The sequence below is a fragment of the Streptomyces sp. bgisy159 genome, assembly GCF_965341775.1.
Lineage (GTDB): Bacteria > Actinomycetota > Actinomycetes > Streptomycetales > Streptomycetaceae > Streptomyces.
The window spans coordinates 1-15266 of sequence record NZ_CBDQZH010000076.1; the positions used below are offsets into that span (position 1 = coordinate 1).

The 15266-nt window shown below is 69.1% G+C and carries 11 protein-coding genes and 4 pseudogenes; 12 read left to right on the top strand and 3 right to left on the bottom strand.

What is annotated here, in order from left to right; all coding sequences use genetic code 11:
• The first annotated feature begins 2191 nt into the window (after window positions 1-2191).
• The 3 genes and pseudogenes from ACSLTV_RS35050 to ACSLTV_RS35060 all read left to right on the top strand — a co-directional run bounded on the left by ACSLTV_RS35050 (window position 2192) and on the right by ACSLTV_RS35060 (window position 4453).
• Window positions 2192-2500, top strand: a complete 309-nt coding sequence (locus ACSLTV_RS35050) for a glycosyltransferase (protein WP_432140119.1) — start codon at window positions 2192-2194, stop codon at window positions 2498-2500.
• Between the two features lie 871 nt (window positions 2501-3371).
• A pseudogene (locus ACSLTV_RS35055) lies at window positions 3372-3834 on the top strand (ATP-binding protein); the annotation flags it as partial.
• Window positions 3835-3859: 25 nt separating this feature from the next.
• Window positions 3860-4453 carry a hypothetical protein gene (locus ACSLTV_RS35060; RefSeq protein ID WP_432140118.1) on the top strand — a complete coding sequence of 198 codons (594 nt, stop codon included), beginning with the start codon at window positions 3860-3862 and terminating at the stop codon, window positions 4451-4453.
• A 422-nt stretch (window positions 4454-4875) separates the two neighbouring features.
• Here ACSLTV_RS35060 and ACSLTV_RS35065 read toward each other — a convergent pair whose 3' ends face one another.
• Window positions 4876-5679 carry an IPT/TIG domain-containing protein gene (locus ACSLTV_RS35065; RefSeq protein WP_435613619.1) on the bottom strand — a complete coding sequence of 268 codons (804 nt, stop codon included), beginning with the start codon at window positions 5677-5679 and terminating at the stop codon, window positions 4876-4878.
• A 665-nt stretch (window positions 5680-6344) separates the two neighbouring features.
• On the opposite strand from ACSLTV_RS35065, the gene ACSLTV_RS35070 reads away from it, so the two are divergent.
• From ACSLTV_RS35070 to ACSLTV_RS35110, 9 genes and pseudogenes are all read left to right on the top strand, one after another.
• Window positions 6345-6629 (top strand): transposase, encoded by a 285-nt coding sequence (locus ACSLTV_RS35070; protein WP_432159132.1) that lies wholly within the window; start codon window positions 6345-6347, stop codon window positions 6627-6629.
• Window positions 6617-7537 carry an IS3 family transposase gene (locus ACSLTV_RS35075; RefSeq protein WP_435613620.1) on the top strand — a complete coding sequence of 307 codons (921 nt, stop codon included), beginning with the start codon at window positions 6617-6619 and terminating at the stop codon, window positions 7535-7537. The genes ACSLTV_RS35070 and ACSLTV_RS35075 overlap by 13 nt, the downstream gene beginning before the upstream one ends.
• 129 nt (window positions 7538-7666) lie before the next feature.
• A pseudogene (locus ACSLTV_RS35080) lies at window positions 7667-8745 on the top strand (MFS transporter).
• A 905-nt stretch (window positions 8746-9650) separates the two neighbouring features.
• Window positions 9651-10397: an IPT/TIG domain-containing protein gene (locus ACSLTV_RS35085; protein ID WP_432139783.1), complete on the top strand. Its 747-nt coding sequence runs from the start codon at window positions 9651-9653 to the stop codon at window positions 10395-10397.
• A 171-nt stretch (window positions 10398-10568) separates the two neighbouring features.
• Complete coding sequence (locus tag ACSLTV_RS35090; RefSeq protein WP_432139784.1) at window positions 10569-11588, top strand: IPT/TIG domain-containing protein; 1020 nt, start codon at window positions 10569-10571, stop codon at window positions 11586-11588.
• 184 nt (window positions 11589-11772) lie between these two features.
• Window positions 11773-12258 (top strand): Ig-like domain-containing protein, encoded by a 486-nt coding sequence (locus ACSLTV_RS35095; RefSeq protein WP_435613621.1) that lies wholly within the window; start codon window positions 11773-11775, stop codon window positions 12256-12258.
• A 167-nt stretch (window positions 12259-12425) separates the two neighbouring features.
• Window positions 12426-13295: pseudogene (locus tag ACSLTV_RS35100) on the top strand (ISL3 family transposase); the annotation flags it as partial.
• 72 nt (window positions 13296-13367) lie between these two features.
• Entirely contained in the window at window positions 13368-13724 is a 357-nt protein-coding gene (locus tag ACSLTV_RS35105; protein ID WP_432159200.1) for a transposase, read from the top strand.
• Window positions 13721-13960 (top strand): transposase, encoded by a 240-nt coding sequence (locus ACSLTV_RS35110; RefSeq protein WP_435613622.1) that lies wholly within the window; start codon window positions 13721-13723, stop codon window positions 13958-13960. Before ACSLTV_RS35105 ends, ACSLTV_RS35110 begins: the two co-directional genes overlap by 4 nt.
• On the opposite strand, the gene ACSLTV_RS35115 is transcribed toward ACSLTV_RS35110, so the two are convergent.
• Both ACSLTV_RS35115 and ACSLTV_RS35120 read right to left on the bottom strand, forming a co-directional pair.
• Window positions 13929-14735 carry an ISAs1 family transposase gene (locus ACSLTV_RS35115; RefSeq protein ID WP_435613623.1) on the bottom strand — a complete coding sequence of 269 codons (807 nt, stop codon included), beginning with the start codon at window positions 14733-14735 and terminating at the stop codon, window positions 13929-13931. The two genes, ACSLTV_RS35110 and ACSLTV_RS35115, sit on opposite strands and share 32 nt — an antisense overlap.
• Before the next feature lie 133 nt (window positions 14736-14868).
• A pseudogene (locus ACSLTV_RS35120) lies at window positions 14869-15153 on the bottom strand (transposase family protein); the annotation flags it as partial.
• Window positions 15154-15266: the final 113 nt, after the last annotated feature.

A 15266-nucleotide genomic window follows, 5' to 3' on the forward strand; every position in this document is an offset into this window, starting at 1 on the left:
GGTGGAGATGGTCGGGCGGTCGGGCTGTCGCCGTGTGGCTGGAACATGCACCGTGAACAGCGGTCTGCGGAATCGTTGCATCACCGCGTCTGCCGTGTGGTTGTGTGTACGCAGGACGCGAATTGAACGGCCGGGTGCACTCGCACTGCTTCCCGGGCGAGGCCTGGGCAAGAGTTTTCGGCCAGACGACCCGAGTCGTGCCGTGCATGCGCCCCTTTGGTGCGCCCCGCCGATCGGGTGACTCATGAACAGACCCCCTTGCGGCATACTCCGCACCCTGGGTCACTGTACGTATCCAACCGGTGGGTGCCCATCCCTCTCGGGGGGCGCGATGTCCGGTATGGCCGCTGTCTGCCTTGCGCGCAGGGCAGCACAGTGTCCAGTCTGATGTCGCGATGGGCACCCCCGAAGTGGGAGTGGATCCCCCAGCCGGTGCCATGTCGAATGGCACCGGCTGGGCGGTTGGGCGGCACGCTTTCGGTCCATAATCACGGGGTCGAGGTGCTGCACGGCGGTCCTTTTTCTGGGGCCGGCATTGTGGCTTTCGAGTCCCGGGTCACGTGGGTTTCGGGGCGGATGTTCCCTTCCTTGCCGGATCCTGAGTCTTCTCGACCCCGGTTGAGCCGGTCATGCGGAGGCGGACGGCGGCCTGAAGGAGTGCGGTGACGCGGGTGGTGCCGCACCGCACCTGCCGCAGCGGACGCCGGTTCTCGAGGACGGCCACGGACTGTCGGCCGGGGACGCGGATACGTGCGGGAGCGGAGTCGACCGCCCGCGGCCCGGTGGGCGGACGGGACCGGCGGCCCCGAAACGGCACCCTCGCCGTGCGCCCGGGCCTGCCCGGGGGCGGTGAAGCGGGCCCGCCGCACGTCGCGGAGGAAACCCGAGGCCGGCCCCCGGCAGCACTTTGATGTGGGGGAGTCGGCGTCGTGGCCGCACGGGTTCGCGAGGCCGGCCGTGCAGGAACTCGTGCGCGCGGTGCCCGCCGGCACCGGCCCGAGGCCGGCCCCGGCAGCATCGGAGCAACGCACCGACCCCTTGCCCCGCGGTGCGTCTCCTGGCACCCAGACACACCATTGGTCACGATATGCACTGGTCATTGTGATTCCGCTTCAGGAGTGCGTGAGAGAGGGGCCCTTGACTGCCGCCCCCCGACTGACGAAGACACCGGTTTCGCGCCGGTCGCCTTCGAGGTTCGGCAGGTGCCCGGCGTACGCCGTGACACACGACTTCGACGGCAGCGCCGCAACCTGACACGTTCCACGAAGTCCCAGAACGCTGAGGGACCCGGACACGCTCACCTGGCCCGCAGCCTTGGCTGTCCACCCCGCATCGCCGCGCCCCTGTGTCCGCCTCCCGCGGGGCGGCCGTCCCGCTACGAGGACCTCGTCGAGGGCGCCGGGCTGGAGTTCCCCCCCTGCCTGCCGACCCTTTCGAGATCATCCAGTCGGCGGAGGGCCAGGAGCTCCTTGCAGGCCCCACCAATCCCTGTGCGGTCATCCGCAACATCAACAGAGTCCTGGAACCCCGGATCGGCCCGATCCTCGCGGCAGCCCGAGCGGGTGCCGAAGGAGCCGATCTAATCCTGGCTCCCGCCTTCAGCTTCATCGGCGTTCACCTGAGCCAGTACCTGCGTGTCCCGCACGCGGTCATCCGCTTTCAGCCGAGCCACCCCACGAGGGAATTTCCGCACCCGCTTGCTCCGGCTGCTCGCTTCCTGGGCTCCCTCGGCAACCGGCTCAGCTTCGGCGCCGTCGACCTGGGGTCCTGGCTGGTGTGCCGTCGATTCATCAACCCCTGGCGCAGCAAGAGCCCCGGCCTCCCGGCCCTGCCCCTGACCGATCCCGTTCGCCGAATCCGTAGGGCCCCGGTCCTGTGCGCGTTCAGCGCCACGGTCGTGCCACGACCGACCGACTGGGGGCCGAACGTCCACATGACCGGTTTCTGGCACCACGAGCAGCCGCAGTGGCAGCCGCCGCGACGGCTGCTCTCCTTCCTGGACGAGGGTCCCCCACCCGTGTACGTCGGGTTCGGCAGCATGAGGACCCAAGACCCACGGGCCACCGAGCACCTCGTACGAACGGCACTACGGCAAGTGGGACTCCGGGGCGTCCTGGCCGGGGACCCTGCCACCAGTGAGAAGGACATGCTGGTGGCCGGTGGCACACTTCACGACTGGCTGTTCTCCAAAATGGCCGCAGTCGTCCACCACGGCGGTGCGGGCACCACCGCTTCGGCACTGCGGGCCGCAGTGCCGTTCCCGGTCTGTCCGTTCTTCGGTGACCAGGCCTACTGGGCCGGCCGCGTGCACAGCCTGGGCGCGGGCCCTGAGCCGCTGCCCGCCCGCCACCTCTCCGTTCCTGCTCTCGCCCAGCGCTTGCGCGCACTCGTTTACAAAGACCGCCCACGCCCGGGCCGCCCGGCACATCGGCCGTTCGCTCAAGGCCGAGGACGCGCGCTGCCCGCGCCTGCCAGGTCCTGGACAGGCTCGTACAGGTGACGCCACCGCCGAACCCCGTGGGCCGGGGCCGTGCACCTTCCCGCCCGTCCTCCGCGCGATCGGCAGGGCCGGCTGCCACCGGACCGCTTCCACCGCCGCGGCCCCCAGACCTCGCAGCAGGGAGATCGGTGAAGCTGCAATGCAGCAAGACCGGCTGTGAGACGACCGATTCGCTGTCCTCACCCATCCGGCCTCGTCTCCTTCCCCGCCCCCGCTCGTTCGCACCGACGCGAATGCACCACCCGGACACGGTCCCCTGCACACCCGGACGCGATGACACCGCCGTCGATCCCCGGCCTTCCCGTGCGCCGGTCGACGGCCTGCGCCCAACCCGGACTCCACGCCGAACACCCAGACTCAAACCGCGTTACCGCGTCGGCTCGTGCATACTCGCCAGACCATCGAGACGACACGCCTGCACCCCCGAGCACTTCTGGGGAGCTACCCCGCCCCGAAACCTCTCCCGCCGGCGCCGTACGCGGACATGCACCGCCCCTCCGGCGACGGCCGGCCCTGCTCCTGGGGCGACACGCCCGTGCCCGTCCCGGACACGCGGTCGTCCCCAGGCGCCATGCCCCGCCGGCAGTTCGCCTCCGAGCGGCCCAACTCCTTCAGCAGACCGGCCTGGAGGACCAGCAACGGCCCACCCCGCCCGTGGACATCCCACCCGCGCCCGTCAAGGTCAGCCCGCCGCCGCACCCGCACCCCTCCTTCGGCTCCTCCCGATTGCCGGCACTGCTCCCCGGCATCGCCTTTGCCGTCACCTGCACAGCACTGCTGGTCGTGCCCAGCGTCCTGAGCGGAATGATCACCTCCGATCCGTTTGAGGACGCCGGCCGTCCCCACGGCGAAGAAACTCGCCCCCCAAAAGCCGGCGCTGGTCTACAGGCCCCGGCTGACAGCAGCCCTGTGCGTGCTCGACCGGCGGCCCGGTAGGCACCGAAGTACGGCCTGGAGCGTGCACTACTTCACCGGCCTCGACGACATGGTCCGCAAATCTCGAAGCCGCCGAGGCGGCCGGGCGCCTGATCAGCAAACTCGGCTCCTGCCTGCGTCCCGGCGTTCTCGTCGTCGACGAGGTCGGCTACCAGCCACTGGAGCGGGACGAGGTCACCCTGGTGTTCCAGGTGATCTCCAAGCGTTTCGAGAGGGGCTCGATCATTCTCACCTCGAACAGACCGTCAGCCAGTGGGGTCTTCGGCGACGAAGTACCGGCCACCGCGATCCTCGACCGGCTCCTCCACCACTGCGACGCGATCTCCATCAACCGCCCCAGCTGCCGGCTCAAGTACCGGCTCGCCGCCATCGAGCGGGACCAGGAAAGCGCAGCCTGATAGCGACGTACTCGACAATGAGCGCATGGTCGTCCCTGAGCTGCTCGAATCAGCTTCTCTGCTGGTCCCGGAAGAGACCGCTACCGAGAACGACGTCACGGTGCGGGACATCTGGGACTACCTCGTCCACGACGAGTGGGAGATCGCCCTGAATCTGCTGGAGGAACTCGGGGGCGCTCGCCCACTCCCTCTCGCATTCTGGGCGAAGCTCGCCGACGCGGCTGATCAGCTCCGGCTTGAGCGGAGCGCAGCTTGGTGCCATCGGCGGTGTTCCGAGATTCGTCACGGCGTGATCCGGGCGGATCTGACGCTCCGTCCTGCCGCCGAGGCGCGACGCACGACGGCAGTCTCTGGCGCCGGGGTTCTACGGCCCATGTGGGACATCGGACACCTTTCGCCCACCGGTGGACATGCGGTGAGCATCGCCTCTCTCTGGGTTGAGGACATGCCCTCTCTGGAGCCCGGCGGACGCGCCACGGTTCGACTCGTGCCCCTCACACCCTCCCAGTGGGTGCACGTCCAGCCCGACCAGCGGATCACCATGCACGAGGACCAAACCGTTGCCGGCACCGCAGTCGTCCGGGAGGTTCATAGCCCTGCCATCGCCATGCCCGGGTGACGACGGCCTCACGGCCTCATTACCGGTGCATATCTCCGTACTCGGTGGAGTACAGCCAGGAGTACGCCGACAACCAGCCACCTCCACGACCCGGAGGAGCGGACCAGCCACGCCCATCTCTCCCACTGCCGACCGGAGTTCATACCCACCCACCCGAACTAAACGATGACGTTCGGAAACGGATCGCGGCTCAGACACCCCACTGCCCGGCGTCACCACGACCGCCCTGCCACCGGTGGCGGCTCTCACATGCGTCCACCTCCTGGTCCGGCGTCACAAAGTCGCAACCGCTGCCCGGCACGCCGGCCCCGGTATGCCAGGTCACAACCGCCGCTGAAACCGCGCGGCCTGGCGGGCCGATCGCCTGACCGATGCGTGTGCGGGCCGGACGGCGACCGCCGTCCGGCCCACACACGCATCGGTCAGACGTAGGTGTAGCCGCCTGCCACGGTCGCGCTGCCCGCCGGGGTCGTCACGACGACGGCCGCGTTCCCGGCCGTTCCCGGCGGGGCGATGCCAAGCAGCACCGTGCCGGTGGGGTCGACCACCACACCGGTCACCGAAGCACCTCCGATGGTCACGCTCGCCCCGGTGAGGTTGGTGCCGATGATGACGATCGGCGTGCCACCGGCGACGGGGCCGGAGACCGGGGAGATCGACACCACGGTGGGAAGAGCGGGCGCGACGTAGGTGTAGCCGCCTGCCACGGTCGCGCTGCCCGCCGGGGTCGTCACGACGACCGCCACGTTGCCCGCCGCTCCGGCAGGAGTGACACCGGTGAGGATCACGCCCCCGACATCGTTCACGGCGACGGCGGGTACACCACCGAACGTAACGCTCGCGCCACTGAGATTGGCACCGACGATCGTGAAGGGGGTGCCTCCGGTGGTGGGACCGGTCGCCGGAGTGAGGAGGAGAACACTCGGCGGAGAGGGGACGGGCCCGTAGTAGGTGTAGTTCGCCGGCGAACTGGCGCCCGCCGGGGTGGTCACCACCACGGGCACCTCACCGACGGCATGCGGCGGCGCGACCACGGTGATCAGGAACCCGAAGGGGTCCTGGGAGACGACGGTCGCGGGCGTTCCCCCGAAGGTCACCGAGGTCGCGCCGCCCAGGTTGGTGCCGATGAGCAGGACGACGTTCCCGCCGGTGCTCGGCCCGAAGCCGGGAACCGCGCCGATCAGCGTCGGCTGGGTCAGGACGGGGAGCAGGGTCGTTTGAGACATGAGTGTCCTCCTGGAACGGGTGGTTGTTGCTCAGGCGGATCCGCCACGCCCCTTCACGGGGCCGCCCTGGCTGACTCCGCCCCCGAAGGAGCACGGAGGAGCCGGCGGGGCAGAGGGCAGTCCGGGAGAGGGAAGCGCGCGCCCACAGTGCCGGTGAGAAGCCCGACGATCCGTGGTCGACATCCGACGGCTTGAGATGCGCCGTCGGGCGACCGTGTGGCTTTGAACGGGTGGCGAGGCAGCCACATGTACTGCGGAACACGCATCAGAGAGGTCTGCGCGCATCTGGTGATGCACACAGCCCGGATGGGATGGGCTGCCTACCGGTGCCTTCAGTGACCCATTACGGGTGAGCGGGGGCAAGGGAACTGACCGAACGTCACTCGAATGGCAGGCGCGCGGAGAGCTCTTCCAGCGCCCCCGGGCCCGCACCGCACCTTTGTGTGCAGGCACGCGCCCCCTCTCGTGCGATACATCCGTGCGACTCCCGTGCAAGTGCACCAGGAATCCGCCAGGAGGACGCTCGCACTCCCCGCGGCGGGAACAACGTCGAACTGAACCTCCCCTCGTAGCGTGGAGACCGTGACCGGAGGGATAGTTGAGGGTCGTGGGATCCAGGAAGCACATCTACAACGCGGAGTTCCGCGAGGGGGGCGGTACGGATCGTGACGGAGACCGGGAAGCCGATCCCGGAGGTGGCCGAGGAGCTCGGTGTGCATCCGGGGACGCTGCACAGCTGGGTGTCGCGGACCAAGCGCAACGGCTCGCCGTCGTCGGGCACGCCCGTCCAGACGTCGGCGGGGGCAGGCTCGGGTGGCCGCTTACGGGAGGGTGAGCGGGCCGAGTTGGAGCGGCTGCGGGCCGAGGCCCGGGAGAAGGACAAGCGCATCCGTGAGCTGGAGATGGAGCGTGATGTGTGCAAGCGATTCGTGGCCTTGTGGGTGAAGTAGCTGAGGCGGACCCGGCCGTGGCGGTCAGGGTGATCAGCAGCTGCAAGGCCGAACAGAAGATTCCGCAGCGCATCGGCTGCCGGGCACTGGGCGTGTCCGAGTCCTGGTTCTACAAGTGGCGCGATCGTGAACCGACCGCGCGGGAGGCGCGCCGGCAGCACCTGGCGGAGGAGATCGAGGAGATCTTCCAGCGGTCCGGGGGCACCTACGGCTCGCCGAAGGTGTTCATCGAGCTGGTCCGGCGCGGCTGGCGGGTGTCGGTGAACACGGTCGCCAAGGTCATGGCCGAGCTCGGGCTGGCCGGACGGAAGATCCGGCGGCGCCGGTCGCTGACCAGGCCGGGCAAGCGGCCGGCCGCCGCGGACTTCGTGCGCCGGGACTTCACCGCCGAGGAGCCCGACCTCGTCTGGTGCGGCGATCTCACAGAGATCGAAACCGGCGAGGGCAAGCTGTACTTGGCGACGGTCATCGACCTGTTCTCCCGCCGCCTGCTCGGCTACGCGATGGCCGAGCGTCACGACGCCGACCTGGTCGTCGCGTCCCTGAACATGGCCGCGGCCACCCGCGGCGGCGACGTACGCGGCGTGATCATGCACACGGACAGGGGCAGCGAGTACACGTCTCGGCGCTTTCGGCGGGCGTGCCGCAAACTCGGCGTGACCCAGTCCATGGGCCGGGTCGGGTCATGGTTCGACAACGCCGTGAGCGAGGCGTTCAACAGCGTGCTGAAGGTCGAGTACGTCCACCGGCATGCCTTCCGCACCCGCGCCGAGGCCCGGATCAGGATCGCCACCTGGATCACCGACTTCTACAACGCCAGGCGGCTGCACAGCATGTGCGGGTTCAAGAGCCCGATCGACTACGAACGTGACTACCGAGCCACCCTCGCCGAGGGACTGGCCGCATAGATCGTCTCCACGCTGCGAGGGGATTGACACCTTACGTGGTTCACGTCATTGGTACCGGGCCGACCCATGGGGCTGGTTGATGAGCCGTCTGCGAATCCTTGGCATTCTGATGGCCGTTATCCTTCCTTCATGACGGCCTTGGACGGCACCGTCGTCAACGTGGCCCTGCCCCAGATTCAGACTGAACTCGCGCTCGACGAAGCGGGATTGAAATGGGTGGCCGCGATCTACCCGCTTATCCATGCCAGTTTTCTTCTTTTCGGCGGTCAACTGGCGGAGAGCAAGGGCCGGCGCCTCACCCTCCTTCTCGGTGTCGTGATCTTCACACTGGCGTCGATCCTGTGCGGTGTATCGACGCAAGCGGCGATGTTGATCGCGGGCCGGGGCCTGCAGGGGTGGGCGCCGCCCTGGTCCTTCCTGCAGCTCTGGCAGTTCTTGCCCACGACCTTCCGCCCCGTTCCAGGAATCCCGGCTCCACCACTCTCACGGTCGCACTGGCCACCGCCTTGGCCTGCGGCCCCGTCCTTTCCGGAGTGATCACCGAGCACCTGGGATGGAATTGGCTGTTCGTGATCAACGTCCCCGTCGGGGTGGTCCGCCTCCTGTCCTGTGCCGCATTTGTGCCCTGCCCGACGCCCCGTCCTGCACCGCAGGAAAGTGACGCACCCACCGCACCCCTGAGCGCGGTTGCTCTGGCATGCATTTTCATCGGCGGGCTTGCGTACTGCCTCATCGAGGGCCCTCAGGACGGTTTCGTAGACCCTCGCATCATGGTTGTCGCTGCCGTTTCCGCTCTCTCCCTGATCGTACTCGCAGCGAGATCGTCGCCTCATGGCCGAGGGATTCTCTCCACCCTCTTCGGAAGGCGAGCTTTCGCGTGCGGACTGATCACGCAGCTCCTGCGGGGGCTCGGCGTCAGCGGGGTCTATTTCTTCACCACTCTCTTTCTGCAGAATTTTCTCCGCCTGAGCCCCACCTCTGCCGGACTCATGTTCACGCCGGTGGCCGCGGCCCTCCTTGCCACCGCTCCCTTTGTCACGGGGCACTGGCGCGTCGGCTGGGAGACGCAAGGGTGGCCGCGGCGGGAATGTTCCTGGTGGCGCTGGGCCTGCTGCTGGTGGCGCTGGGGAGCAGGCGAGGCGAGACGGTCGACCTCCTGCCGGGACTGGCGGCGATCGGGGTCGGCTCGGGCCTGGCGGTCCCGCTGACCACACGCGCTCTGGAGTCCGCCCCCGACCGGCTCTCCGGCATCGCGGCAGGACTGTTCAGTGCCACACACGAAGCATCGGGCGTGTTCGGCATCGCCGTGGTCGGTCTGATCGTGACGTCCGTGCAGCGTTCGGTCTCCTCCACGGGCGCCGGATCCGGGCATGCCTTCCTCATGGGCTATCAGGCCGGTCTCTGCACGGCTGCCGCCCTGGTTGCCATCGGTGTGCCCGTAGCCTTGTGGGGACTGCGCACACACGTGCACCCGGCAGGACTGCTGCGTCACGGCCGAAGCCGAGGTCTCGAAATGAGAATCAGCCATGAGGTGCGGGTGGTGCCCGCGCCGGCCGGCTGGACACCGGGGCGGGGAGACGCGGATCCGGTGGAGGCATCGGGTCCGGCCGCCTCTCACCTCCCGGACGGTCCGCTCCCGGTCGCCACCCGGCCCCGGCCTCCGGTTCGGGGACCCGTCTGGTCATGCGGACTACGCGCCGCAACGAGGCCGATGTGCCAGGGCGTGGATGGGCACGGCTGAAGTGGTCGTGCACGCGGGAGCGTGTTTCGGAGGCGCGTTGCTGTTGTGCGCTGAGCCGTTCGAGTGATGCTCGGGTTGATGTCTTGTCACATGTAGGCCGTTCAGGTCTAGTTAGATGCACGAACCGGTGGGCCGCCCATCCCGTATCCGGGGAATCGTGGTAATGGCGGCGTCTGCCGGTTTCTCCTTGCCTGTCCCCAAGGGAATCCTCGCGGGCTCCACAGGACGACCCCAGTCGCCTTCCTCCTCCGGGGGACTTCCCACGGTCGCGCCGGATGTCACCGCACGGCCTTCCGCAGAGCTGCCCTGGTGGCCGGAGGGCCCGACGGCTCGTACGTCCCTGTCCCTGCTGCATCAGCGAGGAGCTTCCTCATGCCCATCTCTCCGAATCAGGGTTCCACCGGTGGCGGCACGCTCGTCACCATCACCGGCACCAACCTGTCAGGCACCAGTGGGGTGACCTTCGGCACCAAGCCGGCCACGAGCGTCACCAACGTCGACGCCAACACGGTCACGGCGGTGGCACCGTCCGGGACGGGCACGGTCGGAGTGACCGTGACCACGCCGGGCGGGACCAGCAACCCTGTGCCGTTCTTCTACGTCGGCGCACCGTTCAAGTCCTCCCTGGGGGCCACGTCCGGGCCACTGGTCGGCGGCAACTCGATCACCCTGAACGGGGTGGGACTGTCCACGGCGACCAGTGTGTCCTTCGGTGGGTTGACCGCGACGCCGACGGTCATCTCCGACACTCAGCTCAGTGTGACCGTGCCGGCGGGGGCAGCGGCCGGCCCGGTGGGAGTGAGTGTGACCACCGCCGGGGGCACCAACAACGGCCTGTCCTACACCTACGTCGACCTCCCGGGCGTCACCAGTCTCGCCCCGGCCACCGGGCCCACGTCCGGTGGCACCGCGGTGACGATCACCGGGACGAACCTCGACAGCACCGACTCGGTCACCTTCGACGGCGCTCCGGCGCCGTTCTCCGTGGTGAACACGACCACACTGTCGGTGGTCACTCCGCCCGGCGCCGCCGGCCTGGTCGACGTCACCGTCACCAACCCGGCCGGTTCGGACACCGCCGTCGGTGCCTTCACCTACGTCGCCGGCCCCGGGATCTGACCGCCGGCAACAGCCGCCGCCCGGACACAGCGGGCGGCGGCGCCCGCGGTATCCCGTTCTTCCCTCGGGGCACCGGTGCACCGGTCGGACTCGGCGCCCGCTGGAACGGCGTCACCTTGATCGGGCCACGGTGGTGCCCTCCAGGCCCTTCCCCTGTCTAGGAGCGTTTCCATGCCTCCAGCCATCAGTGTGGTGAGCCCCTCTCAGGGCCCCACGACCGGTGGTACCCCCGTCACCCTCATCGGCAGCGGGTTGATCGGGGCGACCGCCGTCCGCTTCGGCGGCACGAACGCCGCCTCCTACACCGTCAACTCGGCCACGCAGATCACCGCCGTCACCCCCGCCGGCAGCGCGGGATCCGTACCGGTGACGGTGGTCAGCCCGACCGGCACCAGCAATGCGGTGACCTTCACCTATGTGGCAGCCGCAGTCCCGGTAGTCGGCACGGTGTCGCCCAGTGACGGACCGACGTCGGGCGGCACGTCGGTCACGATCACCGGCAACGGCTTCACCGGCACGACCGCCGTGCGCTTCGGCGGCACGAACGCCGCCTCCTACACCGTCAACTCGGCCACGCAGATCACCGCCGTCACCCCCGCCGGAGCCCCGGGTGCGACGGCGGTGACGGTCACGACACCCGGCGGCACCAGTGCCCTCTCCCCGCACGGGTACTTCTTCTATGCCGCCCCGCCCGTGCTCACCTCCGGCGATCCCGGACTGGGCCCGGCATCCGGGGGCACAGTGGTGACACTGCTCGGTAGAGACCTGCTGAACGCCGGCGCAGTACGGTTCGGCACCACGAACGCGGCTTCCTTCACCGTGGACTCCGCGAACAAGATCACGGCCACGGCACCTGCGGGGGCAGGCACCAGCGAGATCACGGTCACCACGCCGGGCGGGACCAGCAACCCCGTCCCGTTCTCCTACGTCGCCGCTCCCTCTTTGACCGAGCTGGTGCCCGACAATGGGCCCACCCACGCCGCGACGGTCACCCTGACCGGCCTGCATCTCTCCACCGCCTCGGCGGTGAAGTTCAGTGGTGTGGCCGCAGGGTTCACAGTCGTCTCGGACACCCAGGCCACCGCCACGGTGCCGGCCGGGGCGGCGGGGCCGGTACCGGTCACCGTGACCACGGCGGGCGGAACGAGCAACAGCCTGACCTACACACGCCTGGCGCCGCCGGGGCTCTGAAGGCCGCAACACCCTGCCGGTGCCGGCAAGGGGGAGCTCAGACCCACCCGGTTCGCACACACGATTTGGCCCACTCGGGTTGACCTTGGGACACCCGCTTCGGGCGGGGGTACATCGACCTAGCCAAAAGCGTGCCACGCATACGGGCTTGCCGGCCCGTCGGACAAGGCAAGGAGTCAAACCGGTGCGACATGGACACGGGCGAAGCAGAGGGAAGCTGGTCATCGCCACCGCGGCGGCAGTCGTGCTCGGGCTGGCCTCACCCGCTGCGGCCGCCACCTCGACCACCACCGTCACCGCGACCCCGGCATCCACCACCCCCGGAACACCGGTTCAGCTGCAAGCAGCCGTCACCTGCGAGATGGACCCGAGCGGCGGTCTCGGCATGACTTTCTTCGACGGCGACGTACTACTCACCACAGTGCCCGTCACCGCGACCGGACAAGCCGACTACACCGCCACTTTCGCCTCGACCGGCACCCACACGATCACCGCCGCCTACAGCGGCAACGGGAACTGCGACGCCTCCAGCAACACCACCGTCGTGCAAGTTGCGCAGGCACCCGCCCCGCCCGAGCCGTCACCCTGGTCGTGCGTGCTCGTCTGCGGCGGACTGATCAACTTCAACGTCGGCGACATCCACAACCCCGTGACCATCGTCCGGCCCTGACCGCACTTGGCAGGACGGGAGCCTCTTCCGGCCTGGCACGTGCCAGGCCGGAAGAGGCTCCCGCCCGGGTCTGTCAATCGAACGGCCCTGTCTCACATTCGGTGGTGACGGAGAGTTGTGAGGGTCGTTGAACTTCGTGTGAAGGACGTCAACAAGCTTGTGCGGGTCTGTTCCCGCTGGTCGTCGAGGATGTGGCCGACGAGGGTGAGCGGCTCGTGGTGCGGGCGCGAACGCCGCAGGACATGGCGCCGTGTCCGGTGTGCGGGGCATCGACGGGGCGGGTGCACGGCTACCACTGGCGGACAGTCGCCGACGTGCCGGTAGACGACCGCCGGGTGGTGGTCCGTGTGCGGGTGCGGCGTCTGGTGTGCCCCACACGAGGCTGCCGACAGACCTTCCGTGAGCAGATGCCCGGAGTCCTGGACCGATACCAGCGCCGCACCACCCGCCTGACCAGGCAGGTCAAGGCCGTGGCCGCAGAGTTAGCGGGCCGGGCTGGATCGCGTCTGCTGGCGATACCCGCGGTGGGCCTGTCACGTCACACGGCCCTGCGCACCCTGCTACGCATCCCGCTGCCCAACGGGCGGACGCCCCGTGCGATCGGCGTCGACGACTTCGCTCTGCGCCGGCGGCACCGCTACGCCACCGTGATCGTCGATACCGAGACCCACGAGCGGATCGACGTGCTGCCCGACCGCACCGCCGACACGCTGGAGGCGTGGCTACGCGAACATCCGGGCATCGAGATCGTGTGCCGTGACGGCTCAGCGACCTACGCCGAGGCCGTCCGCCGCGCCCATCTACGACGGGCCCCGCGCGCAGACAACCCTGGAGCGCTGGCATCAGGTCCACGGCATGCTCGAGAAGGCGCCCGCGCCGACCGGCCCGAGCGCATGCTCCGCGTCCCCAAATACCGCGCCGGCCTCGTCCACCCCTACCGCGAGCACCTGCGCAAACGCCGTGCCGAGGATCCCGCCGTGCCCGTCCAGCGCCTCTTCGAAGAGATCAAGGCCCTCGGGTTCACCGGCTGCCTGAACGGGGTCTCCCCCTGAGTGGTGGACACGCTGATACTGGATCTGCTTGATCCGGAGGAAGCGAGAACACCGCCGATGACGATGAAGGACTACTCGGACGAGTTCAAGGCCGATGCCGTGGCCCTGTACGAGTCCACGCCCGGGGCGACCTACAAGAGCATCGCCGCTGACCTGGGCATCAACAGGGCGACGCTGCGTGAGTGGGTGCTGCGGGACCGGGAACGTCGCGGCGTCGCCCCCGCGCCGGCTCGGTCGGGTGGGGCTGCGCCGGCCCGGGCAGGACAGCCGGCACCGTCCGCCGACCCCGACGAGCGCATCCGGCAGCTTCAGGCCCGGGTGGCCGAGTTGGAGGCCAGCGAGCGGAAGCTGACCACCGAGCGGGACATCCTGCGCAAGGCGGCCAAGTATTTCGCCGGCGAGACGAACTGGTGAACCGCTTCCAGTTCGTCCACGACCACCGGGACGCCTACGAGGTGAAGCGGTTGTGCCAGGTGCTGGGCGTGAACCGGTCCAGCTACTACAAGTGGCGGGACGGGGCCGCCGCACGGAGAGCGCGGCAGGCCGCCGACCGGGCCCTGGCCGAACGGATCCGCGCCGTCCACACCGACTCCGACGGCGCCTACGGCCAGGGCTTGATCAAGTTCCGTGAGGGTCGGGGTTGTTGGTGATGCCCAGGAGTGGGAGGGCTCGTTCGGGCTGGTCGCGGATTGCCCGGGTGGTTTTGGCGATGTTGGTGGCTCCAAGGGTTTTGAGCAGGCCGATGGCGAGGTTGCGGAAGGTGGCCATGGCGCGGGGTCCGGTGCCGGTGTGGAGGGTGGAGGCGTCCTCGGCGTAGGTCACGTCTCTGATGTGGTGCAGGGCTTCGATGCTCCAGTGGCCGCGGACGGCGGCGGCGAGTTCGGCCGGGGTGGCCTGGTGGGCGTCGAGGCTGGTGACGGCGTAGACCGTCTCGCGAGTTTCGCGACGGCCGGTTTGCCGGCGGCGTCGGTGGACGCGGAGGGCGAGGCGGGCGTGAGGGAAGGCGATTCCGCCGAGTTCGTCGGCGATGCCGCAGGTCCTGATGGAGCGGGATTCGTGGCGGCCGTGTCCGGTGGAGGAGGCGGTGTGCTGGACGGCGATGTCGGGCCAAGGCAGGGTGGCGAGCTGCCGGTAGGCGGTCGGCTGGTTGCGCTTGATCATGGCGATGTAGTGGGCGTTCTTGGTCTCGACCAGCCAGGTGACGTTCGCCTGGACCGAGTGCAGGGCGTCGAAGGTGATCAGCGTTCCGTCCAGGTCCAGCGGTTCGAGCAGGGGTCGGAAGTGCGCGGTCTCGTTCGTCTTGGCTCCGACCTCCGTCTGGGCGAGGGTCAGGGCCCGGTTGTGGGTGACGGCGGAGAGCAGGTGCCTGCGGCCGGCGGACAGGCGGGCCGATCCTCTCAGCGACTTGCCGTCGACGGCGATCACCTGCCGTTGCTCCGAAGTCGGTCCCGCAAAGTTCCGGCCGGCGAGGTAGGCACCGACGGCCCGGTCCAGGGGCGTCACCGTCGACGGCCGCCAGCACACGGCCGATCGTGGTCCGCGAGGGAGTACGACGCCACCGCAGCGGATGTCGTCGGACCCCGATGGCCGTCAGCACGGTGTCCGAGGCCCGCGCCGCCCACTCGGCGATCTCGTCGACGCTCCTGGCTCCCGACACCGCCGCGCAGGCGCAGACGAGGAGGATCGCGCTCAGCGAGTACCAGCGACCCCGCCTCGCACGCGGGTCGGGCACCAGATTCAGGAACGTCCGCAGGTCAGCGACTTGACCGATGTCCAGCGGACCCAGCCTCACCAACACCGACGGGATGAGAGAAGATACAGCGGCAGGCACGGGCCACCTCATGATCGTTGAGCTTCGACACCCCAATGATCACGAAGCCCGTGTCTGCTCTGCTATGCACCCCAACCGGTCACGGCCCGACCAACCCCCCGACCCCGGAACTCGCCCAAGCCCTG